The 25,023-nt window shown below is 51.8% G+C and carries 24 protein-coding genes; 14 read left to right on the top strand and 10 right to left on the bottom strand.

The genetic code is table 11. The features are described 5' to 3' along the window. Window positions 1–83 precede the first annotated feature (83 nt). Window positions 84–971 (bottom strand): LysR family transcriptional regulator, encoded by an 888-nt coding sequence (locus RUE5091_RS12390; protein WP_058282233.1) that lies wholly within the window; start codon window positions 969–971, stop codon window positions 84–86. Window positions 972–1,068: 97 nt separating this feature from the next. On the opposite strand from RUE5091_RS12390, the gene RUE5091_RS23285 reads away from it, so the two are divergent. Further along, on the top strand, window positions 1,069–1,290 hold the full coding sequence (locus RUE5091_RS23285; RefSeq protein ID WP_165590776.1) for a hypothetical protein: 222 nt from the start codon (window positions 1,069–1,071) through the stop codon (window positions 1,288–1,290). Between the two features lie 328 nt (window positions 1,291–1,618). Here the strand turns inward: RUE5091_RS23285 and RUE5091_RS12380 are convergent, their stop codons facing one another. The 6 genes from RUE5091_RS12380 to RUE5091_RS12355 form a co-directional block, all read right to left on the bottom strand. Further along, the gene (locus RUE5091_RS12380; RefSeq protein ID WP_058282231.1) at window positions 1,619–2,398 is read right to left on the bottom strand and encodes a methyltransferase domain-containing protein; all 780 of its coding nucleotides are present in this window, start codon (window positions 2,396–2,398) and stop codon (window positions 1,619–1,621) included. Between the two features lie 222 nt (window positions 2,399–2,620). Then, window positions 2,621–3,193, bottom strand: coding sequence for a carboxymuconolactone decarboxylase family protein (locus tag RUE5091_RS12375; protein ID WP_058282230.1), 573 nt, complete (start codon window positions 3,191–3,193; stop codon window positions 2,621–2,623). Between the two features lie 457 nt (window positions 3,194–3,650). Beyond that, window positions 3,651–3,839, bottom strand: coding sequence for a hypothetical protein (locus tag RUE5091_RS12370; protein ID WP_058282229.1), 189 nt, complete (start codon window positions 3,837–3,839; stop codon window positions 3,651–3,653). 319 nt (window positions 3,840–4,158) lie between these two features. Continuing rightward, window positions 4,159–4,695, bottom strand: coding sequence for a hypothetical protein (locus tag RUE5091_RS12365; RefSeq protein WP_058282228.1), 537 nt, complete (start codon window positions 4,693–4,695; stop codon window positions 4,159–4,161). Beyond that, window positions 4,679–5,449 (bottom strand): hypothetical protein, encoded by a 771-nt coding sequence (locus RUE5091_RS12360; RefSeq protein WP_082643645.1) that lies wholly within the window; start codon window positions 5,447–5,449, stop codon window positions 4,679–4,681. The genes RUE5091_RS12365 and RUE5091_RS12360 overlap by 17 nt, the downstream gene beginning before the upstream one ends. A 73-nt stretch (window positions 5,450–5,522) precedes the next feature. After that, on the bottom strand, window positions 5,523–6,038 hold the full coding sequence (locus RUE5091_RS12355; protein WP_058282226.1) for a DUF805 domain-containing protein: 516 nt from the start codon (window positions 6,036–6,038) through the stop codon (window positions 5,523–5,525). 572 nt (window positions 6,039–6,610) lie between these two features. Here RUE5091_RS12355 and RUE5091_RS12350 point away from each other — a divergent pair. The 7 genes from RUE5091_RS12350 to RUE5091_RS12325 all read left to right on the top strand — a co-directional run bounded on the left by RUE5091_RS12350 (window position 6,611) and on the right by RUE5091_RS12325 (window position 11,967). Next, window positions 6,611–6,910, top strand: coding sequence for a hypothetical protein (locus RUE5091_RS12350; RefSeq protein ID WP_058282225.1), 300 nt, complete (start codon window positions 6,611–6,613; stop codon window positions 6,908–6,910). Window positions 6,911–7,210: 300 nt separating this feature from the next. Beyond that, window positions 7,211–7,573, top strand: a complete 363-nt coding sequence (locus RUE5091_RS12345) for a hypothetical protein (protein ID WP_058282224.1) — start codon at window positions 7,211–7,213, stop codon at window positions 7,571–7,573. Window positions 7,574–7,628: 55 nt separating this feature from the next. Then, window positions 7,629–8,243, top strand: a complete 615-nt coding sequence (locus tag RUE5091_RS12340) for a hypothetical protein (protein WP_131726309.1) — start codon at window positions 7,629–7,631, stop codon at window positions 8,241–8,243. Window positions 8,244–8,295: 52 nt separating this feature from the next. Further along, on the top strand, window positions 8,296–8,601 hold the full coding sequence (locus RUE5091_RS22645) for a hypothetical protein (protein WP_082643644.1): 306 nt from the start codon (window positions 8,296–8,298) through the stop codon (window positions 8,599–8,601). Between the two features lie 43 nt (window positions 8,602–8,644). Then, window positions 8,645–8,818, top strand: coding sequence for a hypothetical protein (locus tag RUE5091_RS23280; protein ID WP_165590775.1), 174 nt, complete (start codon window positions 8,645–8,647; stop codon window positions 8,816–8,818). 784 nt (window positions 8,819–9,602) lie between these two features. Beyond that, the gene (locus RUE5091_RS12330) at window positions 9,603–11,036 is read left to right on the top strand and encodes a hypothetical protein (RefSeq protein ID WP_058282221.1); all 1,434 of its coding nucleotides are present in this window, start codon (window positions 9,603–9,605) and stop codon (window positions 11,034–11,036) included. A 61-nt stretch (window positions 11,037–11,097) separates the two neighbouring features. After that, window positions 11,098–11,967, top strand: a complete 870-nt coding sequence (locus RUE5091_RS12325; RefSeq protein ID WP_165590774.1) for a metallophosphoesterase family protein — start codon at window positions 11,098–11,100, stop codon at window positions 11,965–11,967. Here the strand turns inward: RUE5091_RS12325 and RUE5091_RS12320 are convergent, their stop codons facing one another. Then, window positions 11,968–12,726: a hypothetical protein gene (locus tag RUE5091_RS12320; protein WP_131726308.1), complete on the bottom strand. Its 759-nt coding sequence runs from the start codon at window positions 12,724–12,726 to the stop codon at window positions 11,968–11,970. Between the two features lie 177 nt (window positions 12,727–12,903). Here RUE5091_RS12320 and RUE5091_RS12315 point away from each other — a divergent pair, with 177 nt between their 5' ends. Beyond that, window positions 12,904–13,833 carry an SdiA-regulated domain-containing protein gene (locus RUE5091_RS12315; protein WP_058282218.1) on the top strand — a complete coding sequence of 310 codons (930 nt, stop codon included), beginning with the start codon at window positions 12,904–12,906 and terminating at the stop codon, window positions 13,831–13,833. 88 nt (window positions 13,834–13,921) lie between these two features. On the opposite strand, the gene RUE5091_RS12310 is transcribed toward RUE5091_RS12315, so the two are convergent. Continuing rightward, on the bottom strand, window positions 13,922–16,294 hold the full coding sequence (locus RUE5091_RS12310; RefSeq protein ID WP_243470772.1) for an autotransporter family protein: 2,373 nt from the start codon (window positions 16,292–16,294) through the stop codon (window positions 13,922–13,924). Window positions 16,295–17,007: 713 nt separating this feature from the next. Further along, entirely contained in the window at window positions 17,008–17,205 is a 198-nt protein-coding gene (locus tag RUE5091_RS12300) for a DUF3955 domain-containing protein (protein WP_058282215.1), read from the bottom strand. Between the two features lie 123 nt (window positions 17,206–17,328). Here RUE5091_RS12300 and RUE5091_RS12295 point away from each other — a divergent pair, with 123 nt between their 5' ends. The 5 genes from RUE5091_RS12295 (at window position 17,329) to RUE5091_RS12275 (ending at window position 24,782) form a co-directional block, all read left to right on the top strand. Continuing rightward, window positions 17,329–18,105 (top strand): 2-keto-4-pentenoate hydratase, encoded by a 777-nt coding sequence (locus RUE5091_RS12295; protein WP_058282214.1) that lies wholly within the window; start codon window positions 17,329–17,331, stop codon window positions 18,103–18,105. 58 nt (window positions 18,106–18,163) lie between these two features. Beyond that, window positions 18,164–19,684 (top strand): DUF2779 domain-containing protein, encoded by a 1,521-nt coding sequence (locus tag RUE5091_RS12290; RefSeq protein ID WP_058282213.1) that lies wholly within the window; start codon window positions 18,164–18,166, stop codon window positions 19,682–19,684. Window positions 19,685–19,853: 169 nt separating this feature from the next. Next, a complete protein-coding gene (locus RUE5091_RS12285; RefSeq protein ID WP_082643642.1) occupies window positions 19,854–20,504 on the top strand; it encodes a DUF3604 domain-containing protein in 651 nt (216 codons plus the stop codon). A gap of 467 nt (window positions 20,505–20,971) precedes the next feature. Beyond that, a complete protein-coding gene (locus RUE5091_RS12280; RefSeq protein ID WP_131726307.1) occupies window positions 20,972–21,175 on the top strand; it encodes a hypothetical protein in 204 nt (67 codons plus the stop codon). Between the two features lie 238 nt (window positions 21,176–21,413). Next, window positions 21,414–24,782, top strand: coding sequence for a DEAD/DEAH box helicase family protein (locus RUE5091_RS12275; RefSeq protein ID WP_058282210.1), 3,369 nt, complete (start codon window positions 21,414–21,416; stop codon window positions 24,780–24,782). The last annotated feature ends 241 nt before the right edge of the window (window positions 24,783–25,023 follow it).

Raw genomic sequence — 25,023 nt, 5'->3', positions numbered from 1 at the left:
TAAGGCTTCTATTCGCAATTGCGGTCGTGGCGTACATGCAAACTAGCTTGTTCGCGTGTTCTCAATCCTTTTTGCATAAATAACTACTTGTAGATTGCCGCATAGCGAGGTGCGAAGAACTTAACGAAGGCTCTAACCTCTGGCCGACGATAGGCTTCCGGCGAAATGAGCATTAGGTGCGGCACCGCAAGTTCAGGGATTTCGTCGAAACATCGGATGAAAGACATGTCTGTTTCCACCAGCTTGACATTGCTGATCCCAAGGCCTTGCCCTGACCTGATCGCCGCATGCATTAGCTCCAGTTCAGTGAAAGACATGACAATCTGGTCCGGCTCCACGTGATTGGTCAACCATTCGTGGAATACATTTGGCACATCGTCCCGCTGAAAGGTAACAAATTGATGCCCGGCCAGATCATTCGTTGACCCCGGTAAGCCAAATTTGTCCGCGTAGTTTCTGCTGCCGAACAAAGACCAGCGGGCCGTGCTGATCTTACGACAGATCAGGTCAGGATCGGGATCGGTTCTTGCAAGGCGCAAAGCAATGTCGGCCTCGCCCGCCATCAGGTCCAGCGCCCGAACGCTGGACAAAAACTCGAATGCGACATCCTGATTGACGGCGGAAAACTCGTTTACGATTTCGATCATGCGTGCGGAGAAATTTGCCGAATAAGCGGTGATACGGATGGGTTGTGTCGACGTCAATTCTTTCGCGCAATCGACAAATTCAAGGACTGAAGTCTCGATTGCTTCGGCGAGGGGAACGAGGCGAAGGGCTTCTGGGGTCGGTTTGAACCCGTGCGTACCGCGCTCAAAAAGCGTCAAGCCTGTTTCTCTTTCGAGAACATCAATGCGTCGGGCAACCGTTGGTTGGGAGACCTTTAGCTTTCTGGAGGCCGCAAGCGTCGACCCTTCTCTGAAGACAGAGAGGAACACACGAATATCCGACCAATTTCGGAACCCGTTCTTCATTTTTGTAGAACAGCACAATTTTGTGCCGGATACCAGAAAAACAGGTGAACAGTTACTGTTGTTGCGACAGCACAAGTAACTCGGAAAGGACCATGAGATGGCTTCCCATACAATGTCACCCAGCATCTGGACCGTATTTGGTGGACTGTTCGGTTGGACCAAAAGAGCCTTCCCCGAAACCCGGAAACCGCGGCTTACGGACAATGATCTTCACTCGGAACGCGACTATATAAATGAGGTGATCTGGAATAATCCGGACGCGTTTTCGAGTGAGCTGGACGTTCAGAACATGATGAGTCTGTATCCAGAAAGGTTCTGAAAACACTTGGTGACAATCGGCCGAACAGGGCGATTAGATCACGCCAAATACAGCTGCAAGCTGGAAGTGACAGCCACGCACCTGTGTTGTCGCCATTGAGTAAGTACCAATACGAGACCTTCTGTCATCACGCCTATCGCTGCGGTCGTTCGAACGTCTGATCAATGCCTGCACGTCTGGCACTTCCTTGGGACTTCACCGACGACAATTAAGTATGGACAAAAGATTTGCAGCACCTGTTGGGGCGCCTGTGACACCAATGGGGGTCTCTTGAACCACGACTTTCATGAAGCCCGCGAAAGAACCTAGGCCGATTTACTTAGCTCAATCACCCCTTTTTGCGCACCACGACGACAAATTGGGTCATCGAAAAGAAGAAGCGTCCAGTCCTTGCAAGGCTGAGCTGCTCATCAAACCACAATTGCGCAACTGCGGGATCAACATGGTCATTTGCGACAGTGTATTGCTTCATGAGGTGCATCATCATGATTGCGAGGCCATCAGGCCTTAGCTGGTGATCTGTCATTGTGAACGACAAGACATCTTCCACATGGTCGCCGCGAGCCTTTATTAGTGCAGGCAGTCTTTCCGGGACGGAGCCACTCACAAAGTGCTGGTTCCAGGACGTCAGCATCTTTTGCATTCTGTCGGGCTCATCGCTGAACCAAATCAAGCTCCCAAAGTGTAGATCGCTGATGACGAGGCGCCCGCCGGGTTTGACGCACCGCAGCGTGTCGGACAGTGCACCGTCTACGTCTTCGATGTACTCAAAGACCTGTACCGAGACGGCCTTGTCAGCACTCTCATCCTCAATGGGCAAACTATTTGCGGCACCAGCACGAAACTCCACGTTTGCGTAGTCACTGCACCGTTCTCTTGCTGCTGCTGTCATATCCTCGCTTGGGTCGATCCCGATGACATAGCCATCCGAGCCAACTGCGCGCGCCAACTCTGCTGTTAACATCCCGTTGCCACAACCGACGTCCAAAATGGTCTCACCGGGAGCAGGGCGCAGCGCATCAAATGAAGCCTGTCTTCGCCGCGTCAATTCAGCTCCTTGATAGGCGATTTCAAGTAATCTCGTTGTTTCAGCGTCAAACTTAAGCAACTCGCTCCCCTTACAAAGACCACAAGTCTGCAAACCTTATCAGAAAATGGGTTATCTACGAAAAGCAGGACGGATCGTTGAGTCTTGAGCATGGATCCACCAACAATAAATGATTGCGCCGACTTGATCCGACGAATGATTTAACCTCGAGAGCGAAGGACGCAGCTGGCGTTTTATCGGACCATCTTTTTGTCGTCGTTCGAACGAAAGAACAACATCAATTCAAGGGATGTCGAGACCGTTCTCTCTTCCGAAATCGGTATAGAAGCTGTCACTGCGGCATCGGTTTAAAGTGGCTTCGTCCGCTTCTCTTGGGTCGGTGCCAGGGCTTTGGACACCTGTTCCTTCTATGAAGCGATTCACGAGATTAAAGACACCACAGACCTGGATAGCATCGAACAGCGCGCTCTCTGACCAGCCTGCCGCGTAGACCGCATTTGCGTCGGCTTCCGTCATTCGTGATGGCGAGACAGTGAGCTTTTCAATGTATGCCAGTAACGGTTTGAGGTGATCCTCGACGGGCGCCGTATCGCGGTCTTCCATCAGTGCCTCGATTGTCTCGACTTCAATACCGTAGGCTTTGGCGAAAACGATGTGCGCCCCATGGCAATACGCACAAGCATTCAATCCCGAGACATAGGCCGCAATGAGTTCACGTTCAGCAACCGAGAGGTCGCTCTCGCCCCTCATCACAAGGCTTTCGTACGCACAAAGCGGCGAGAGTTTGTCTGGAAAGGCTTGATAGACACTTCCCAGCGTCGCGTTCTCAGGCAGAGATGGAAACAGGCGTTTCATTCAATCCTCTTTCAGTCTTGCTTTGGATAGCTTTGTCTCAAAGTGAGGACCCTAACGGTGCATACGCAACCTTAAAGCAATTCTGGGATCCGCACAGAGCTTCTGTTGGAATACAGCCGAAGAAAAGTTTGCCCAACAACACCCCAACGTGATCTTTGTTTGGCCAAAGGCAGTTTCAATTGAGCCTTTCTCGTAAGTCTACAAAGTCAGCTTTCCGTGCATCGCAGACCTTTGAGTTCGAAGAAGCACTTTGAACGTTGGGCTCAAAGCTGTCACCTATCGAAGTTTCACGACTGACCGTTGCTCGGGTGCAGCGGGTGGTTGGCCGGCGAGAGCCCAAACGCTCTATAATCGCGACTTATGTTAAATCCCAATCAGCCTCTGGATCGGGGACAAAATCCGCAATTCTTATACGTAAGATTAAGTTCGGCCTGCGATGGTTGCCCGGTATTCTACATTAGGATTTGCCATGACGAGACCCATAAACATCGACCATTTTTTTGACAAAGAAAACGAATTCACAGCGCTGCCGGCTGGCCGAACTGCGGCCGAGAGTGCGAGAGTCGAACAAACCCGCGCTCATACCTTCTTGGAGGATGCCATCGCAGATGACTTTGAGCACCTCTTCCACAATGTAAAAAGCCATCTTAACGCCTCAAACGCGAGGGCGTGATGCGACGGGCTGGTCTTGACCAGCCCATAGCTTCAATTCACCCAAGTCTTATCTCATACACGTTGCTCAGAATTGCAGCTTGCAAATGATTGGGGACCAAGCTCGTAAAACCGGTGCGCGTTTTCGACAGTTTCCGGAAAACGAATGTTTCTGCCGGTGAAGTCTTGAAGGACGATGTACGCAGTATCACTATTAGACTAACTTTGCACGATTTGCCCATAAGTTTGCGTGCCACAGAGAACCCATCGAACAAACCAGCTCCTATGGCTTATCTGCAATTCTCAAATGCAACTTATTCCCAATCGCCAGCAGACGAGCGCCACGTCTTAGCGTCCGCATCCCAAACACTGGCGGTGACGCAAGACGTTGGGTTTATTCCGTCGCAATTGGATCCATGAATATCCGCAACAACAACGCGTTGACGCCCAAAATCAACAACCGTCCAGCCCTGGTTGAGCAAGGATTGAACCTCCTCTTCAATCAAGAAGTGCGACATGCATCCGCCAGTTCCGCAATAAAGAGATGCGGCGCTTGAACACGCGAATCCAGACTCATTCAGAACCCAGTCGTGTTGAAGATCTCCGTCGAGATCGACCCTTTCAACCGCACCCCAGGCTATGTCAAACTGACCGTCGTTGAACTCCCCGCAGGCCTGTTCCGCCAGATCAACCTTTGCCCGCAAACCGGGCGGAAGTTGCGATACATCAGCCGCGACAGCTGGTGAGGTCCAAACAAGGCCCGAAGCGAGCACAATCCCGGCGACCAAACATTTCATCTGACGCGCTATTTGGAACGCTGGTAGGCAGGAGGTATCAATTGCACTGATCATACCTGTAGTCCCCATATTCCAGCCAGTTTTCCGAGCCGTCGCTAAAAATCAGAAACTCGGACCTGTCTTCCCCAAGCAGTGCGACGAAAAATCCGGTCGGCGGCTCAGAGTTTCCGAAGTAGCTGTAGGCGGTCATGGCTCTGATCGGCTCGCCGTTGACTGTTACTCGCGCGTCCCACTCCCCCTCTGGATTGTCAAGAATTACATATTCGATTTGGCGTTTTATCGCTCCGCCACCACAATAGACAATGCCTTCGGGTGCTTCGTAGGAGGCCCCTTGGCTAGCACCTGAATCGCAGGCGGAACGAAGGGACCGAATTGCCGCGCTGGAACCCTTCAAGTCAAAGATTCCGTAGCTGACATCTTGATCAATCATCGACAGATTAACCGATGCATTGGCCGCAAGCTGGTCTAGTACAAAACCATAGTCCTGCTGGCTATTGAAACTAACCTCTACAGGATAATTATCGACGATCTGCACGGCAGCGTTTTCTGCGCCAACCTGAAATGCCCCAACTTCGGTGGTGCCGTTCTTCAAAAAACGAATGGAAAGCCCTTGCTTCTCCACAATGTCCTGGCTGTCCTCGTATCCAGCCGGTGCAAAGCGGATACGGTCACACTGAAGTTCCAGCGTCATGTTTCCTGTCTGAATAAATGCATTGGGATTAGGCCCGGAGTTGAACGACCACTCCGCTGATGCTGTGGTCGCTCCTGCCATCAGTAGCATTCCAATGGAAATGGTTTTTAAGCTCATTTTTTCTCTCCATTGAGTTACGGTTCGCACTGTCATTCGGCAGAGATTCCAGCCAATTGCCCGGACAGCCAGGTCAGTAAACAGGTTCGCCGTATTCGTTTGCGCCTTCTTGAGAAGGTCGTGTCAGCCACCAGATCATCAGGACGGACAGAACCAATTGAAGAATTGAGACAACAACAATACCGGTCACGCCCAGGACTGCCGCGGGTCCTCGTAATGCGTCAGGGTTCTCGGTCCCTTGCTCCAAAACCGAGAAGAACGCCACCCCACCCAGCATAACAAAGAGCGTTGTAATGCTGAGCGCCATCGGCAGCAGCAAATACCAGCCAGGTCGTCCTGTATCATGCAGCCTCCGCCAACCGGCGGCCAGCATGGGTATGAGAACAGCCAGTTGGAAAACAGAGGACAGAACCCGAGATCCCTGCCCTGTTTCGGGGTCCGTCCCGAATATGATCGTATCCAGCACAGCTAAAGCAGCACTCATGAGAACCACAAACAAGAAGAACCACCAGTATTCTGAGCGTATGGCCCGACCGGAGAACTGGAAGTATTTCGAGAAACACGTTTTAACTGCTTCCACAAACCCCATTTTCAACCCTTTCTAAGTTTCTGTGCGGCCTCAGAACGCCTCGCTAGCTAATAGAACAGACTTGCCCTTCTGGGTTTTCCCACCTTCCTTTTGTGTTTGAACGCCAAAAAACTATTCTATGAAAAGGTAGCGAAGTTTGCGCGCGGAAAAAATGTTGATTAATTAAAAATTAGATTCAAACATGCGAATTCGACGCAACTTTCATTTTACCTCCGTTGTTGTCGTTGCTGCTCGCTTCGCCGAGCCCTTCCGGCCGCTGGAGTGAGTGCTGGCAGTCGGAAGGCACTTTACACGGATCAGTCGTTGGGAGGGTGCGATGCTTAGATTTAACGTATTCGCCCTCTTTCCAGAGTTTGTTCTAGCCTTTGCCAGTGACTTCATTCGGAAATCTCACGTTGTTGGAGGTCTTAGCAGTAAACGTAAAATCGCTCTGCACGCCAAGCCCCCCGCGACAAGTTGTTGGAAAGGGAAATCACAGGGTCGAAGTATGTTCCATAGCCTGCTCTGACGCGAGAAACTCAAACAAGCCCATCCAATTTCACTAATTTCAAGGAAACCAGAGGGAGAAGAAAATGTCTAACAAGATGGTGATGATTGCAGGCACGACATGTTTCGCACTGCTTGCGGCCTGCGACGATACGAGTACATCAAGCGCGTCCGCCGAGCTCACGCCGGCTCAGCAGGCGTGTTTGCGAGATGTAGCCAATACGACAAACAATTCGCAAGTCGTGGTGCTCTCATCCGCGTTTAGCGAGGCGGGAACACAGGTCACTGTAGGCGTTGGCGAGGATCGTGCTCCTTGGAATTGCATTGCTTACAGTGATGGCGCGACAGCTGGTATCGAGTTTCTCGGGGACGAAGGCGCATTGTGAGCAGTCTGCTGCGTAGCCGATAACGGCTGCGCAGCACTGGCTTGATCTGCTGAGGCTCTACTTGGTTTGTAGAATAACCACCATCGTATTCGCGGTCCTGTACCTGTTGGCGTTGGTTGCGTTTTTGACGGGTACATTTGGCTGGTTTGGACAGGAACGAGACCCTTTGTCCGGAGTGTTCCTACTGCCGTTGGGACTACCTTGGATATTTGTTGCGGACTTAGTTTCGGAGCCCGCCAAGCCGTGGTTCGCGGCGATTGCACCGGCGCTCAACCTGTTAGCGCTGGTTCTGATTTGCAGATGGGCACGCAGATTGCGCCAGTAGTGGTGGCTGAACTCTTTCTCACCGAATGGGAGGAAAACATGGGAAAAGTAATCTTGGGAATTGTGATCGGGCTCGTCCTCGGCGTGGTTGGGGCGATGACCTTGGGTGGCGGGGCCGCGGTGGGTGTCGGCGTTGCGACAGGCTTGTCCGCCGGTGTCTGCACCACATTGAAAGGAGCACAAGCTGAGAACCTTATCACCGCCGAGCAAGCGGATCAGATCCTCAACCGCGTAAATTCCGAAATGGCGTCACTGCAAGGAATTGAAACGACGGGCGAGATCGTCGGCAGCGCACAGGCATGCGATGAATTTCTGTCAAAGTTACGAGAAGCGAAGTGAGGTTCCGCTTTGTAAGGAACAAATCTCTAAGGACAAGCCAACAGGGAACCATCTGATGAAACTCGTTTTATTCAAACTCCTCACACCCATGTTCGCAATCGCGGGCGCAGCTGCCTTTGCAATGTCAGAAGCCGACGACGCGTGTATCGACCATTTGCGGCAGGTTGGTGGACCAGACGGTCAGTCCGGTACGATTGAAAGCTCAGAGTTCTCAGAAGCGGGCACGCTCGTCATGCTGCGAGATGCAGGTGGAACACTTTGGCGCTGCATCGCGTACAAGGATGGAAGCATCGGCGAGATGTCGGTTGTCGAAGCGATGGATGATGGCGGTGGAGCCATGGCAGGCGCCGCCGGGTCTACTGGTAGCCAACGTGTCAAATTTGATTCTGGTTCCACTGGCGCAGAACTTGTTGGTGAACTCGCGCCCGGAGCGTCGCAGCAATACGTTCTGGGTGCCAAAAACGAACAGTTCCTCTACGTTCGCGTTGCTCCGCGAAATGGCTCCTTGGACTACGTTATTCGCAACCCCGATGGTTCTGAACTGTTGGGATTGATGTCGACGGACAAGGAGTATCGAGGACAGCTTTGGCAATCTGGTGATCATGTTGTGGAGGTCATCAATCGCAGCAACTCTTCCGTCGGCTACAACGTAATTTTCGGAATTGAATAGGTGATCAATCAGAGACCCTGGAACGCAAGTCCAAAAAGCGAAGGAAAAACAGATGAAACCCAAGGTCCTATTGGTGATCGGCACAGCGTGTATTACTGCGCTTGCAGCATGCGACGACAGTGGTGGATCAGTGGATGCAAGTGCACCAACTGTGGGCAGCTCTAGCGATCTTTCGTCATTTGAAGGGGCAAAAGCGGGCCAAGCTGAAATGGGCATCCAGAGTCTCGGATTTGAACTCGTCCGCAGCGAAGGGCTGACCTCGTACTGGTTTAACAAGGATACTGTTGCTTGTGCTCGGATCACGACGTCTGAGGGAAGGTACTCAGATGTAACTATGCTGCCATCAGGTGACTGCTGACACATTTTTCATCAATCAAATATCTGCAATAGGGAGCTTTAGTTTGCATTTCGACTTGGCACATGCGGCGGTTACCATCGTCGCTCTAATTGTAACAAACCTGGCATTGAAATCGGCCGGCGTGATAAACGAAGAAAACAAACACCAATTGAACTGGAAAGTTTTTCTGGCCTACTTCGTGGTCGTCTTTATCATCAATCTGGTGTGGCCGATTTAAAGCTTCACATCGGAAAGTCTATCGCGCACTTGATAAGGCTGCTGAGATTGAGCCGCTCCAATAGATTTCCAAGTGGGAAGAGTGTGAGCATAACAGGCTGAAAAATAGAAAGGAGCTGGCATGCGGTTTTTGACGTCCCTCATATTCATTGGTGTTCTCGCAACCGCTGCGAATTCTGACGTAACCAGTCGAAATGGCGGTCCAAGCAACAGTCAAATGCTCTCAAAAGGTAGCGACGGAGGCGTTGACGGCGTTGCTTTCTTTCGCCCAGTCTTAAGCGGAGTATTGTATCGCTCTGGTTTCAAAGGTGGCGATAAGGATCGAACGGGCCTGAGTGAAGGTCAACGCGAAACTCTGTGCGGTGAAGGGTTTTCAACCGGGTTTTATGCCGACTTTGGCAAAAACACTGAATACGGTCGCACCAGTTGTGGAAACGGATCCTTTGACTATCAGAGCGCCAGATCCTCCCGTCCCAGTGCCGTCATGGCGTCCATACATGAGGTGATTGAAAACCCTGGAAAGGGTCCTGTTCTGGTGCACTGCATGTGGGGCGTTCATTCCTCGGGAGCATTGTCGGCAATGGCGCTCGTTCAGTTTTGCGGTTGGACGGAAGAAAGGGCCAAGGATTATTGGAATGAGGCCCGTAACGGTGCCCCATGTTCAGGCGGGTGTGACCAGTGGATTGACTCAAAGTTCTCCAAATTCAGTGTCGACCCCAATTTGACGATCTCTACCGAACAACAGGCAGCGATTTGCCCCAAATGATATCGGGAGGAGTATCCAAATGAGGTTCAATCTTCTGGGGTCACTGGCTTTCATTGCACCCACTGCCTTGTGGGCGAGCGACGATGTCCTCGGTGAAGCCACGACATTTGAGAGTCCCAACGGCGTTACGGAACGCTGCATTCGGATCGAAAAAGTTCCAACGGGCGCGTATCAAAAAAGCGATCTTGAGGAAGAGACAGCCTATTGCGAGATCGATTTCTATGCCTCCGAAATTGCTATTTGCCCGAAAACCTGGAGCACCAGCCCAGGAATGGCCGTCTACGATATTTCGGAAGGACCCTACACGGGGAACCGTTCTGAGTTCGAGAGAAACGCTTGCAAAGAGGGGAAGGCGGCGAAAGATCTGGCCAAGGACAGGGTGGCCAAATTCAAATCCACCATGAACCAAAAGGGCACCAGTGGAACCTTTTCCACCTCGTCGCTGCTTTACTATCATTTCTCCAGATATTTCGACACGACTGTAAAAATTCCAGTCGCCGTTTGGCGTAGCATGGACACCCAGGCGCATTTTTCCGAGGTCGCCGAGCCTGGCCTTGCGATTTCTGGTGGCTCTCATGGCGGACGCATGAACCATGAAGGCTGGCGGGTCTTCGCAGCTGCGGATGCTGACCCAGCCTCATACCAGCCAACCGACGATTTATTCACTTCGGATCGAACGCAAATATACGGTGTACTGCTCGATAGTCCTGGGCATAGATACGGCTCGGAAATCAACGGCACACGCAAATCTGGATGGGGGAAAGGTCAGAACCGCGATTTTCAGGAAACCCCCGCTTTCTTAGCTTTGCGTTCTTCGAAACCCATGCCAGAGGCCATTGCAGAGGGCGTTAAAGAAGGCCGTAAAGACCGGATGATCAACAAGGATCTCGGTCCCGATGTCAGTGACCAACAGATGACCTTTTGGATGCAAGAGCTTACCGAGATTGTTCTCCTTGATTTTATCTTTAGCCAGCAGGACCGCGTGGGAAACATAGACTTCACACCCTATTGGTATTGGGTCGAAGACGGAAAACTGAAGCATAAGAAAGCCAAGCACCATGAACCAAACGATGGAGACGTTCCCGCCGACGCGTTATTGATCCGTCGCAGCAATCTAAACGACAACGATGCTGGTGGGCGTGTCGAGTATGCCAACTTCGCGAAATCTACTCAAATGCTGGAGAAAATTCGCCACTTCTCTCCAAGCACATATCGACGCCTGGTTGCATTGAATAGTGACCTTCAAACCCAAGGCCCGATCCATGACTGGCTATCGCAAAGCTTTGGTTTGTCAGACAGTCAGATTGCACAAGTTGTCAAAAATACTGCGCTGGCAACGTCCATCCTCCAGAGCAATTGTTCAAATGGCGATTTGATGTTCGACTTGGATCCTGTCGCATTCTTTTTGAGAAACGACACCGAGGTAGGGGCCTTGGACTGTAATGACCCGTAGGTGTTCTGCTCTTATTGCGGTGTTCATTTGGACCGCTCTGCTCGCCTGCAAAGCGGCGGCATTGGATGTTATCGTCATATCGGATCTGAACGGAAGCTATGGTTCGGTAAGATACGATGCCCGCGTCGACAAAGCGATTAAGCGGATAGTCGAGATTGATCCAGATCTGGTTATTTCGACCGGAGATATGGTTGCGGGACAGCGCATTCCCAACTTGTCCGACAAACAGGTCAGGGATATGTGGAAGGCGTTTCACGAGGCCGTATCAGATCCTTTAGAGGCTGCCGGCATTCCATTTGCGGTCACGCCAGGAAACCATGATGCCTCTGCGTACCGTGGGTTCGAGCGTGAAAGAAAAATATACGCAGAGGAATGGATACCACGAAAACCAGACGTCGATTTTCTGGTTTCGGATGACTACCCGTTCTTCTACGCTTTTGAGATGCAGGGCGTAACGTTTGCGTCTTTGGACGCTACGACCTTGGGACCTCTATCCGGCGACCAGCAGGACAGACTTGAGGAACTGGGGGCAAATGGAGACCCGATTGTCACTTTCAGTCACCTCCCACTCTGGCCCTTCGCGATTCAGCGCGAACGCGAAATCATCGGTGACCCAACACTTGAAAAAATCTACCTGGAAAGCGGTGTCGTACTGCATTTGTCAGGGCACCATCATGCCTTCTATCCAGGTTGGAAAGACGGCGTGGCTTACGTCTCTCAAGCTTGTTTGGGAGGTGGCCCGCGACGGCTTATCGGCTCAAAAGCCAGATCACCTCACAGCTTCACTCATGTTACGTTCCAGCCAAACGGAGAATTTGGGATAGCAGTATATCGTGGACCCGATTTCGAAAGGTCGGTAAACTTCAAGTCGCTACCGAAAGAGATCAGATCCCCGAATGCGGTATTAAAGCGCTTAGACCTTGTGAAATGATTAGAGGTTGAGTTTCAGCTCAACTTTTTCAGGGACCAGATCGTTTACCATCTCTTCGATCCGGGCTTCTGAAAGTCCGCCCGAGGTAATGAAAAGTAAAGAAACGCGAGATTTGCCAGGAACGTGGTGTCTTCTGACCAGCTTCCAGCCAGCGTCTGCAGCCATAGCTTCAATGTCTCCGCTGACTTTCAATGAATGCTCTTCGTCTGAAGCCTTGAGCGAAATCTCCACGCCCTTGTTTCGTCCACCGAGCCAAATGAAACACCAACATACAACCGCCACCAGTGTGGCCATTAAGGGCAAGCCCAGCCCTACCGCGAGCCCAAGCACGGTGACTATGATCATTTCCACCGTGTCGACCGGGTCATCCATATTTGATCGGAACCTCAACAGGGCTCCTATTCCAAAGATCACAAACCCGATCATTGATCCGTGCTGTACGACCAAAAACCCAACCGCCATGCCAACAAGCGCGTATAGGAAGAACAGTCGCGGCATGACGATATCGCTGACACTTCTGCGGGCTCTCCGCCTCACAGGGTGATAAACGATCAGTCCAGTCAATATGACTGTTACGATGACGTCGAGAGTAAAGAAATACAGTTCCTGTTTGCCCCGAAACTGTATCCAACGTCGTTCGATAAGTATTTCCGACTCCGAAGTACCGGCCAACAAGGTCGCGGGGTCGACTTGTGACACCGCAGCGCCTGGCAACAGCACCATCAATAGCACGGCCATAAGTGGGAACGTCTTGTTCAACTTAACTTCCTTCCTGCTTACTCTAGCAGATTACGTTCCGCCAAAGACAATTCTTGTCCAATTCAATCGCAACAGTCGGGATCAGGTAAAGAGATTACAATGCACTCTTCGGACATCGCATCCAGACTGTGATACGAACGCTGATACGGAGATGTGGTCCAAGCGCGAGAAGATCCAATGACAGAATACAAGCCACTTCGGTCGAAACTTGGGTTTTCACGGTGCTTCCCCAAGCTTGGAACACTAGCTTCTTTTGCAAGCGCGACTGTTTCATTTCTGGCATGGATCGAGCTCGCCCACGCCGAGAGTCCCGGTTTGATTCTCATCGACTCCTTCAAGGTGGCGGATAAATCGGAAGGCTTCTCGGAGCCTTCCGGATTGTCTCTGTCCAACGCGGAAGGCTTCTTATGGTCAGTAAGCGACTCTGAACCTAAACTGCACCTACTTGGAATCGACGGAGCATTAGGAAACTCATTCAAGCTGCCTTCATTGGCGGGATCAGATCTGGAGGGCGTCGCATCACGAAAAGATGGGTCTGTTTTAGTACTTCAGGAAACTGATCGATCAATTCTAGTCGTTCACCCGACTGACCCCATTCAACTAACTACAATCCCTCTCACATCTCTTAAAGGTTACTCGGCCGCCGCTGCATTACTCGTCGGCAACCCTTTGAACAAGGGACCTGAGGGCATCGCCGTCGACCCGGAATCCGGGCGGGTCTTCGTTGGGATTGAGGGACAACCAAGGTTGTTAATGGTGTTATCGCCAGAGCTAGACGAAATTATTGAGATCATTCCTTTAGCCCGCGATGCAGGTTTTATCTCCGAGCGTGTAGATGATGATGAACTGGATTTGAGCGGCCTAGCATGGTCCCCGTCCTCACGTTCTCTTTGGATTGTGAGTGACAAAGGCCGTCAAATCTTCGTCTACGATCCAGAGTCCAAGTCCATAAAGTCTATCAGTTTGACGTTCACAGAAGATGGCAAACAAAAGGAAGTTAAACATCCCGAAGGGATCGCTCTCGATGAGACCAGAGGGCTTCTCTATATCCTGACAGACGACGCCAAGAAATCGCGGCTTTATGTTTTTAATATCCCCAAATTTTGATCGCTAGAGAATGACGCTCACATTGCCACGATAGCTTCCGCAAGTTGTTGCAGCTAACTTACCACTCCTCTTCGTTGCTCCACCCTAATCAGAACCGAACACTTAAGTTTGCACCGAGGCCATGCTCTTGGCCGTTGGAACGAACTGAGTAACCATACCCTGCCGTTAGTCTTGCCAGATCAGAAATCTGATAGCCCAGTCCAAGCCCAAGAACGAAACCATTGGCGCCTCGGTTTTGTCCGACTTGCGTGAATGTCCCAAATATCGGGCTCGTGACAGTGATTTCGTGTTCACTGTCCTTGTTGGCAAAAAAATCATACTCGTAACGAGCAAAGGCGATTGGGGTTAGCACACCATTCTCTGTCAAGAAATCCCGCTGGTAGTCAATTCCAATAGAAGCGACCAGCGATTCTGCGTTCGCTTTTTCAATCGAGTAATTGAAATCACCACCGCCAGTCTCTGTGCCTGAACCTTGTTGGATACGCCCGTAGTTCAATCCGAAAACCGTAGAAACCCTTGCACCGCTCTCCAGGTTAAACAACTTCCGTGCCTGGATACCGGCGTGGATTCCCTCTTGGTCCAAATCCGATTTAGCCTCGCCCCCCGTAAAGCCATCAACAGAAGGGTTGTTCCGCTTGGCATCAGTTTCACCGAACATGTAACCGATCAGTCCGGAGAACTCCCAAGTTCCTGTTGTTGTACGCCCATACACGCCCACATGATAGCTGTCGGTCGAAAAGTCCTGATCGACTTGATCGTGTTCATCCATGGAGGATGTCCCAAAACCTGCGTATACGCCGACCACACCTCTATCGGTGCTTGCGACATCCGCTCCGACCAAAATCGTGCCAAGCGAATAGTCGAATGTCCCAAGGCCATTGCTTCCATCAACGTCCCCGCTCACATAGGCCGTGTCGATCCACCAGCGCCGATCAGAGCAGTCAATTGCGCCACTCGGGCTCTGGGCCGAGTCGATTTCGCCTTCTGCAACGGGTTGATCCGCATTGCTGAAGCCAACCGCTTGATACTTGCGGCAGTCAGCATGGCTCAGCACAGTGTTGGTTATCAGGTCAAGTTGCTCAAGCCCAACGGTCAAATTGGAGGAATAGGGTTCTGCGTGCACACGATTAAACCCAGCCAAACCTGAATTGGTAAGCGTGTTAACGGTGTTACCCAAGGTCGAGCCATTGGTCAGATTAGTTCCAGGTGACGTGTTTGTGGTGTTAGCCACCGCACCAGCAAGGTTGCTTGCATTGGGAGATCCAACAACTGATGGGTGTTGTGGTAAACTCGAGACGGGGAGGGTCGAAAACGCTATGTCGATTCTACCGTCCGCGGTTGGCGTGTTTGAGATACTCAGACTGGATAGGGCGGGCAGAGATCCTCCGGCAACAAGAGTTGGGGAGTTTCCATCGAAACGCGAGGCTTGAAAAACCGTGTAGTCGTTGCCAGCAGCATAGTCCTGCGCAGTCAGGCCGGGACGAGCGGCTTCGACTTGTATAGTGGCGCGGTTAATCCCTGTAACGGGCCCGCTGGATGACACCAAATCGGCTTTCTGACCGGCCGTCGGATCGACTTCACTTAAGATCCTTGACCCAGTTTCAAATGCAATACCGCCACTATTGTTAAGCGTACCAATTGAAAAGCCCGGCGAAAGCACCCCTCCGTTCTTAACTGTGAAGTTGAATGCGTTCACGGTTCCCGTTCCGGCCAGCGTGCCAAAATTCTCAAAGTTTACGGTGTTCAAATTGCTTGCTGCATCGAGCCGAACGGTCGTGCCCGCCGCTATCGCCATGTCACTGGTTGAAGAAATCGAACTATTCGTCAGTGTGAAATCAGAAGCCTCGGCAACCCGGGTTTGGATATAGTACGCCCCGAAAACCACTTCGGTAGCCCCCATAACGGTAAGGTTGTCGTAGGTTAACGGTCGGTCTGACTGGAAGTAAACTTCAGTGGGGTCGATATTCGCGCCGTTGAACGGAACGAACGTCATTGATCTGCCGGAACCAATCGAAGTTCCAATGAGGTTCACTCTGAGCTTCCCGTTGATGTTTGTTGCCAACGCTTCCCGGGATACAAAGTCTCCGCTGCCTGCGGCGACATCAACATTCAGAAGAGTTAAAACTGAAGCATTGCTTGGAACGGTATTTTGGCCCGGAACATACAACTCAATTTCACCTGAGGACGTGATAGAGGAGTTACCAATTGTAAGTCCTGTTATGGGTCCGTTTGGGATCGGGAGACACGTGCGTTCCGTCGTTGAAATTGTTTGATTAACGCGAGTGCTTTCAGATCCGGATGAATATTCTATCCGAGGAGAGCCCAATTCTACGCAGGCCTGTGAGCTTTGGGCTTGTACTTTGGTTGGCGACATCAAATAAGCCAAAATTACGAATGCGATATTCGCCAGAGTGATGAGCTGAGCAATTCGACTTAGTGGGAACGGCCTATTGTTTGTCACCAACTTTCTCCTCTCGCAGTACAAGCGAAGCTACCTTAACTTAGGACTTGAAAAACAAAGTTTATCTTTTTGGATTTTTTGTTGTGGCATATGAGCAAACTCACAACACGGGAAGGTCTGCCCAATGCAGACCTGCTCGTGCAATTACTGCGAGGCAAGACAAGCCGGGTTTTGCATTCCGACCATACGCACCTTTGCGTAGAAGCCGTCGCAAAAGGTCAAGCCTTGAAACGATTTTCCCGAGCTTGACGGGCGCTGAACAGCGCCATTGAGTATAGGCATGGATCATTGGATTTCGGAGTCGATAGCTAAGATCAATGCAGATGCTCACCGCTCCGCCGATACGCACCTTTTCAAGCTAGTAGGCCAAAACTTCTGGACTGAGATTGATCTTATCGAGGGCGCGTCCCTTATTCAGAAACTCGACGAAACCAATTTGAATTTTGAGTTTCAGAGTTTGCCAATTTTCGACAAGATCTGAAAGCTGGTTGATTGAAACCAAGAGAATGAAACAATAAACTGAGCAATGACACGGAGTACGAAGATACTGTTGGCGCTCACCGTATTGACGGTCGGGTTATGCATGTTCCTAGCGGGACGTGCGGTCGAACGTTACCAATATGAGGAGGCCTGCCTAGACTTGGGCGGAGGTCGCCATCCTGGAGATTACCCGATTTGCGTTTTGGAACAGCGTTCTAACTGACGGACGCGTCTCAGTCACGCGGTGATTGGAACAACGAAACTACGAGCACAACGACGCCAATTGCTACGAGAATGAAAGTCAGCGGCAAAAAGAAGCTTTCTTGCAGAACGCCGTTTGGGTCGACACCGCCATAAAACAGGTGCTCTGAAAGCCCACTTAGTGCTGCAAGGAAAAGGATGACGATACCAAAAAGGCGAAGTTTGGTCATGTCAGGTCTCCAAGGGAATGGGCCAATAGTTAGCATCGTTTTTCATACCTGTGAATTGAGGAGCCTAGTTCTTCAATACCTTGATTGCATCGCAATCCAGCCGTAGGCGCGTATAATGCGAATATGACAAGAGATATTGAAGCTAACGCTAAGACAATCGCTGATGCCCTGACCTCTGCCCAGCAGATACCTAAACTGTCTTCAGAGGCAGGACAGCTATCGCTGGATGACGCATATTCGATTGCTAGTCGTGTCCGCGAGATTTTGGGCAAAAAGAGAGTCGGCCGAAAAGTCGGCTTCACGAACCGCACGATTTGGCCTGTTTACGGTGTGGATCAACCCATTTGGGGAGAGGTCCACGCAGATGGGCTGTTTTCGACTGATCAGCCGGTAAACTTGGCAAGTTATTCAGAACCGAGAATCGAACCAGAAATCGTACTAGGCCTTGGCTATGCCCCGACGGCTGAAATGAACAATGAGCAGTTGGCAGGTTGCGTGGATTGGGTTGCCCCGGGATTTGAAATTGTTCAATCGATTTATCCCAACTGGAAATTCTCGGTCGAAGACTCAATCGCAGCACAAGGACTGCACGGCTGCCTTGTTATTGGCGACAAAATCGCGGCGACGCATGATGTTTTGATCGGCTTGGCCGAAGTGCCACTAGCATTGTTCAAGGGCACCGAGGCTATCGAGTCCGGCAAGGGTGAAAACGCGCTTGGAGGCCCAATTGAAGTCCTGGCTCATCTTGTGTCTCTGCTCTCCGCAGCCGACCAGCTTCAAGGAGGCGAGCTGGTTACAACCGGTACTTTGACAGACGCATGGCCAGTGTCTCCGGGTGAAGAATGGTCAGCTGCTTTTGGTGGCGTGATGGAAACCGAGCTATCAGTACGATTTACATGAGGCTTTGGTAGAGTGGTGACGCCGACTGCACCAAAAAAGTTACTCTCAATAGCTGACCATGATGGTCTTCCACTGGTTTCATCAATTCTGGGAAGCAAATTACACGATGCTATCCAAATCTGATTACATGTTGTTTCTCAGGCACCCCGCCTGGCTATGGATCAAGAAACACGCCAGGCATCTGTTGCCGCCGATTGACCCTTCATTGCAAGCGCGTTTTAACGAGGGGCACGCGTTTGAGCCCTACGCGGAGGCGCTATTTGGTGATCTCGTTCGCCTCGATTTTTCAGATTTTGCAGAATACCAGACACTGCCCGCACGCACGTTAGAAGCTTGGAGGAACGGTGCAGACGCCGTGGCGCAGGGACGCTATGAAGATGGAACCATAACTTGCATCTCCGACATCGTGAGCCGCAGCGGCGATGGGTACGTTCTGACAGAGATCAAGAGCGGGACTTCTGCAAAGCCCGAACACACTTTTGATCTCGCTTTCCAGCGTGTCGTGCTTGAGGCAGCCGGGTTCCCCATTGCGCGATGCGAAGTCGCACATGTGAACCGTGATTACGTCAGAAACGGCGAAATCAATCCGCAAGAGCTTGTCAGCATCACTGACATCACGGATGCGGTGACTGAGCAGCTCGAAAAAACACGCACGCGTATCGATCAGGCATTGAGCGTCGTTGCCAGCGGCACGATGCCTGATCCTTCCCCCGAACGTGCGCGCCTTAAATCCTATGGTGAATGGCTGGAGATCCGCGAAAAACTTGATCCACCTCTCGCGCAGGACAGTATCCACCGCCTTCCGTTCATGAATGCGGAAAAAGCCTCGGAACTCATCGCAAATGGGATCACAAAGATTGACGAGATCAGCAATCCATCTGTGTTGGGCAAGTCGACGCAGCGCTACTTGAGAGCAGTGGCGAACGGTGAACGCACAATCGATCATCAGGAGTTAAGCAGGTTTCTGAGCGAGATTGTCTATCCGGTTCACTATTTTGACTACGAGACATCTCAGAGTTTGCTGCCACCCTGGGACGGAACGCGTCCCTATCAGCAAGTGGCTTTCCAGTATTCCTTGCATATACAGCATGAGCCTGGCGGAGAAATTGAGCACAGGGAGTATCTCCACCGAGACGCCAGTAACCCAGTGCCAGCCTTGCTGAAAAGGCTTCGTGAGGACATGGGTGACGTTGGCTCCGTTGTGGTTTGGTATGCGCCGTTCGAGAAATCGCGCAATACGGAAATGGCGGAAACCTATCCAGAGCACGCTGGGTTTCTGGAAGACTTAAATGCCCGCGTAGTTGATCTGATGAAGCCGTTTGCGGATGAAGTGATCAACGATCCCGCGTTCAAGGGAAGCGCCTCCATCAAGGCCGTTCTTCCAGCGCTTTTGCCAGAACTTTCATACGATGATCTGGACATTAGAGAGGGGGCGAGCGCGTCTCGCCTTTGGAAGGACGTAACACTGACCGAACCGGATGATTCAGCGCGCGAGAAGGTCTATTCTGATCTTGTGGCGTATTGCACGCGCGACACCTGGGCGATGGTCGCAATTCATCGGGAATTGCTGGCGATGTGAGGTGTGCCACGAACCTCAAAACAACTGGCGGTGCTGCTCCCCCACGAGACTAGGCGATTTGCCGGAGTTACGGCGCCCCCAAGACTTAATCTTGCCAATCCAGCCGATACAAAACGTGGTGACCGCGTAGACCTTTCAGGAGTCTGGGTTCTATTTCAGAAAAAGAGAAATCGGTTCGTCCTCCGTTTGGGCGCGCGAAAACACCCGCGAGGAAGTCCACGGAGCAATCAAGCGTAAAGAGGCCTACGCTACGACCGGGCCGCGAATGCGAGTCCGGGTCTTTGGCGGCTGGGATTTTGATGCCGATGATCTGTACGCCTCGGATTTTGTTTCCAACGGGTATAAGAACGGTGTGCCGATGGGCGGAGACCTTAGGAACGCGCCTAATGGGGTTTCTCCCAGCTTCCTGATCCGGGCGCTGCGCGACCCAGATGGCGCGAACCTCGACCGAGTCCAAATTATCAAAGGCTGGATCGACGAGAGTGGCGAAACCCATGAGCGGATCTTCGACGTGGCAGTCTCCGATGGCCGAGAGATTGGAGAGGATGGCCGCGCACGCGAACCAGTAGGCTCGACGGTAGACATTGAAAGCGCGACATACAGCAACTCAATCGGTTCCGTGGAGCTCGCCGGTTATTGGCAAGACCCAGATTTTGACCCGAACAACAACGCTTTTTACTATGTGAGAGTGATCGAAATTCCAAAGCCGCGATGGACGACCATAGACGCAGCTTTCTACGATATACCGCTGCCCGAGGCGGTTCCCGCAGAAGTACAAGACCGTGCTTACACATCGCCGATTTGGTTCAGCGCCGAATAGTAAAACTAGTATTGCGACAAAGCTGGTCTTGATCAATTTCGATTCCCACGGAACACGTTGGCAACCAGCTCCAATGGCTCGAAAGTCTCGAAAGCGTGAGGACGCCTTCTGGCTCAGTTGCAGGACAAATCAAATACCCGTTCCGGTGCCACCGTGTCTTCTCGCTGGTAACGCCGGCAGTGGCCACACGCTGTACTTTGCAAAGTCTGCTTTCTGCGCATCGCTGACCTTTGAATTCGAAGAAGCATTTTGAACTTTGTGTTCACGATTTCAGCTAAAGGAATGTTCACGAATGTCCGATTTTCGGACTTACGGGTGGTTGGCTGCCGAGAGCGCAAACGCTGGATAGTGGCGACTTATGTTAAATCCCAATCAGTCTCTGGATCAGGGGCAAAATCCGCAATTCTTATACCTGAGATTAATTTCGACCTGCAATGATGGCCCGGTATTCTACAAGAGGATTTGACATGAAAAAACTTGCAACCATCGACCTGCCCAGGACAAGCGGCAACGCGTTAGAAGTGCTGGCACGCTGCCAGACCGCAGCCCAAAAAGCCGGAGCAGAGCAAGCCAGAATTCAGGCCTTTCTGGAGGACGCCGTGCAGGGAGACTATGAGCACTTGTTGCGTGTGGTGAAAACCCACTTCGAGATCTCTAGCGCCCGGACTTGATTAGTTAGGGCCTGGTATGCCGCCAGGCCCCTAACTCAAAATACTCTCAGTCACCGGTAAGGTTACCTGGCAGGCTGATAGCTCATGTTGTGTTTGAGAACCTGGTCATCGCCCACGTAAAACCGGTGCGAATTTCCGACAGTTTCAGGAAAACGAATGTTTCTTCCGGTGATGTCTTGAAGGACGGTGCCCGCAGTATCACTATTAGACTAAGCGTCCTAAAACCAAGTCTTGCTCATTGTTTTCACTCCCTGATTGGCTGCGTTCCAAGCCAAAGCAGCTCAACGAAGCAAATCAAAAGCCCGCAAGCGAGCTTGATGCCGAACCGGTTGCGAAGGTCGGCACCAATATCGACCGGCCGGTCATTAATCTTTATCGACCCCATATCACCTCTGGCGATTGCCTGATTGTCACCGGGTATCAGGACTTCTTGTCTTCGCTGTCGATTTTGATGAAGGAATTGCCAGAACTGAGGGATCCCGAAAACGACAGCGATATCCGGATCCGGATATCGTTCGGGATCGACACAGCGAATACCAAAAGGCTGACCAACCCCAAACCAGTCACCGAAGAAATGAAGCTCTACTGGCTGGAGCGTTCCGGGCTTCAGGTGGAAGAGGATCATGATCTTCTCGCGGTGCTGGCAAAGCATGCCATTCAATCCAGGAAAATAGATTTGCGTGTTTTCGATCCGGAGCTAGCAAAACAAAAGTTGGGGATATCTGGGGATCGGCGGCTACACTCAAAAATCGTCTGCTCACCAAAAGGTGCCGTCGCCGGGTCCGCAAACTTTTCCTATTCGGGGCTCTACAGAAATATTGAGTACGCCGATGACCTGGATGCGGGCACTCATGAGCTTCAGGTCGAACGGACAGAAGCCGCTGAGCAGGCCTGGGACGTATCTGTCGATTGGAATGCCGAGGCGCTGGAAATTCTCGAAAAGCTTATCAAACCGGTAACCGCTGAAGACGCGATGGCGCGAACGATTTCTGAACAAAAGGGGTTCGAACCCTGGCTCACAGGCGGTCGAAAAGAGATCACGAGCCATACGTTGTTTGGGTATCAACAGGAGCTGACTTATGAGGCGTGTTCCATCGTCTATGACCATGGGATCGCCTTCGTAGAAGCGCCAACCGGTTCGGGAAAGACAGAGATCGGCTGTCACCTGGCTGAAGCATTGTCAGAAACATTCTCAGAAGTCGTGCCCCGCTCCCCGGTCCATGGCGTTGCGCGAAAAAATGCAGCTGTAATTGCCCCGCCCAAAGTTATTCCCAGTTGGCGCAAGTACTCGACGAACTCGCTCCAACCTGTCGCAAATAGCAAACTTGCCAAACAACACCTCCGCGGCGCTGGCGATGAAGAAAAATCTGGGCTCAGGCTCGATCAGTTTGGCATTCTGATAATCGATGAAAGCCACACAGTTACTCCGGGCTTTGAACAAGCATCTCAAATGGCCTCAGCCATCGAACTTGCCCCGCCAAGCTGGAATGTCTGTCTGTCGGCAACGCTGCTCGGGAACCGGGATGTCGACTGGTTGACCCATATGCAGGAGAAGCGGGCGTCCATTTTCATGACCCCAACCTTCATTCAAGCCATGGGTGAGTTGTTCGAGCGCGAAACCCACGTTCACAAGGATATCTTCAACCAGGATGCACAACTGGCCGTTTTGTCAGAACCTGACACGACGCTTACGCGAGAGGCTCGCACCGAACTCGCTCAACTTGTTTCGCCGTTTTTGACACGCAGACAAAGGCGATGCATTGGCGAGGACGAAGATCCGACCAAGCACAGTTACCCAAGACTAGAAAACCACGGGCGCCCGAAGAAACTTAAGGTGACAAAGCCTCAGCAAACGCGCCTGGACGAGATTGTGGCTCTCTGCAAAGAACTTGCGCCTGGCGGTAGGGTGACCGCAGTCGAGAAAAGCCGCTTCGGACACGTCAGCACGCAACAAAGCACCCAGGACCAACTCTACATCCGCAACCTTTTGAACATTCTGCGCGTGAGCGCCGCCCAGGCCCATTGGGAGATGTCTCATGGAGCTATTGGCAAATCGCTTCGCGACTTCGAGCGTGGCGGAAAATCGAAGAAAAAGGTGCCCCACCGCGACCAGTCCGACATGTTCGAAGCATTGGGAATAGAAGCGCCTGAACCCACAAAGAAATGCGACGCGCTAAACCAAAAACTGGGTCTCAGTGTTCTCAAGGAGCTTGATGAGAAGCGGTATGAGGCATGCCTGAGAATACAAAATGAAAAAGACAGAGTCGTCTTTCTCGCAGAACGGACGGACACACTAGAGATTTTTGCAGAAGCACTGTCGCGCAAAGGCCACCACACCAACTATGTCGTGGGAAACCAAACCAAGGGTGAAGATCGCGCCGTGAAGGCAATCTTTGGAGATGGCCCAGACAGTTTCAAGCGTATCAAACAGGGCAAGTTCGTGGAGTCTTACTTCCGACCTGGAGGAAAGAACGAACCGAAAGGATCTGCCTCGGTTTTTCTGACTTACAAGATGGCTGAAGGTATCAACCTTCAGTCGTCAGACACGCTGGTGTTGCTTGGTCTGACCTCGAACCTGAAAGAGCTCATCCAAGGTCTGGGTAGGATCGACAGGATCGATAGTGAGTTCGGGGTCGTCAATTATCACCTTATTGATGTGCCAGTAGGTCAGTTTGCATCTGACGAAAAAATCGCCCAGCGCATAGAGAACTATAGAACTTTGGCTGGGGAAGAGCTGATCGACGCCGTCTTAGAAGAAAGCACCGAAGACGCAGAACTGATCCTCGATAGTGTTGTTGAATATCTGCGATCCCCACGGCGGCTTCGCGACAATAACTTTCACGACGTGCTGGAACGCACCAAGCAAACAATCCCCGAAGACCGCTACAAACTCATCGACAAGGCCAAGATCAAGGGCACCTGGGGCGCCGAGTTGGCGCTCTTATCCGCTCGTGAGAAGTTCACCGCTCTGCACCTCAAGGGGCTAAACAAGAGCAACAGTTTCTTCCCACCTCGCCTGCTGCTTCTCAAGGATTCTGGGTCAGGCCTGATATTGGAACGCGACCAGCTGGCCTGCGTCCAATCTCTGGAGACCGCGTACGAACGGACCAGAAGCCTGGGCATGGAACACGCCCACATGTCACTGGAAGATCTCTCCGAAGCGCTAGAGACGATTTCAGAGCAGATTGGCAAGCTGACCGAGTGGGACTTACGCCCCGCTCGCGTTGAGAGCCTCATGAAAGCTTGCGCCGAGTTCATGGGACGCAAAGGTGGTGTCGAACTCAGTGATCAAGAACTGTTTGGCCATATGTCACTGCCTGCCGTGGAAATGGTGTGCGAGGCGTGGAGCCGTGAGCTTGATCCCTTCTGGGAAAAAGCGAAACACGAAGTGCGTGACAGCTTCGCCTATGAGGGTCTTCCCAAGGGGTACATCGCGCTTCAGGTTATCCTGGAAAAGCTCGAAAGCGATCATCAGGCGTCCGCAGAGGTCCATGAGAAGATGGTCCGGGTCATCGAAGAAGCTGAGCAGGTTTCGCGCGACCACGAACCCGCAATTGGACAGCGTATTTCAGTGGTGTTCTTTTCGGATGGTGCAGGCGAGCATTAGATGGCTTCATAACCTGCCCCCAAAACCGCAGCTCGACTGGCAAACTATGCAGCTCGACTGGCAAACTATGCTGCGTTGCTGCGCTCCCAAAAGGGGATTTTCGAAGTTGGCCGCAGCATCACCAGGCTTGCCAACCGCTGCGCATTCAAAAAATGTGTGCTATCTGCCATTCAGCTAGTATCGCGAGTGTTCTCGCATAGATTGAAGGCCGCTTAGACTTCTTGTTCTCGGGAGTTGCGCA

It is taken from the genome of Ruegeria denitrificans (assembly GCF_001458295.1).
GTDB classification, from domain to species: Bacteria; Pseudomonadota; Alphaproteobacteria; order Rhodobacterales; family Rhodobacteraceae; genus Ruegeria; species Ruegeria denitrificans.
The sequence above is the reverse complement of the archived record's forward strand: the minus strand, read 5'-3'. Positions and strand labels throughout refer to the sequence as shown.

Coding starts and splice junctions, on each gene's coding strand:
- RUE5091_RS12390 (WP_058282233.1), bottom strand. CDS start 971: ATGAAGAACGGGTTCCGAAATTGGTCGGATATTCGTGTGTTCCTCTCT.
- RUE5091_RS23285 (WP_165590776.1), top strand. CDS start 1,069: ATGGCTTCCCATACAATGTCACCCAGCATCTGGACCGTATTTGGTGGA.
- RUE5091_RS12375 (WP_058282230.1), bottom strand. CDS start 3,193: ATGAAACGCCTGTTTCCATCTCTGCCTGAGAACGCGACGCTGGGAAGT.
- RUE5091_RS12370 (WP_058282229.1), bottom strand. CDS start 3,839: ATGGCTTTTTACATTGTGGAAGAGGTGCTCAAAGTCATCTGCGATGGC.
- RUE5091_RS12365 (WP_058282228.1), bottom strand. CDS start 4,695: ATGATCAGTGCAATTGATACCTCCTGCCTACCAGCGTTCCAAATAGCG.
- RUE5091_RS12360 (WP_082643645.1), bottom strand. CDS start 5,449: ATGAGCTTAAAAACCATTTCCATTGGAATGCTACTGATGGCAGGAGCG.
- RUE5091_RS12355 (WP_058282226.1), bottom strand. CDS start 6,038: ATGGGGTTTGTGGAAGCAGTTAAAACGTGTTTCTCGAAATACTTCCAG.
- RUE5091_RS12350 (WP_058282225.1), top strand. CDS start 6,611: ATGTCTAACAAGATGGTGATGATTGCAGGCACGACATGTTTCGCACTG.
- RUE5091_RS12345 (WP_058282224.1), top strand. CDS start 7,211: ATGGGCACGCAGATTGCGCCAGTAGTGGTGGCTGAACTCTTTCTCACC.
- RUE5091_RS12340 (WP_131726309.1), top strand. CDS start 7,629: ATGAAACTCGTTTTATTCAAACTCCTCACACCCATGTTCGCAATCGCG.
- RUE5091_RS22645 (WP_082643644.1), top strand. CDS start 8,296: ATGAAACCCAAGGTCCTATTGGTGATCGGCACAGCGTGTATTACTGCG.
- RUE5091_RS12330 (WP_058282221.1), top strand. CDS start 9,603: ATGAGGTTCAATCTTCTGGGGTCACTGGCTTTCATTGCACCCACTGCC.
- RUE5091_RS12315 (WP_058282218.1), top strand. CDS start 12,904: ATGACAGAATACAAGCCACTTCGGTCGAAACTTGGGTTTTCACGGTGC.
- RUE5091_RS12300 (WP_058282215.1), bottom strand. CDS start 17,205: ATGACCAAACTTCGCCTTTTTGGTATCGTCATCCTTTTCCTTGCAGCA.
- RUE5091_RS12295 (WP_058282214.1), top strand. CDS start 17,329: ATGACAAGAGATATTGAAGCTAACGCTAAGACAATCGCTGATGCCCTG.
- RUE5091_RS12290 (WP_058282213.1), top strand. CDS start 18,164: ATGATGGTCTTCCACTGGTTTCATCAATTCTGGGAAGCAAATTACACG.
- RUE5091_RS12280 (WP_131726307.1), top strand. CDS start 20,972: ATGAAAAAACTTGCAACCATCGACCTGCCCAGGACAAGCGGCAACGCG.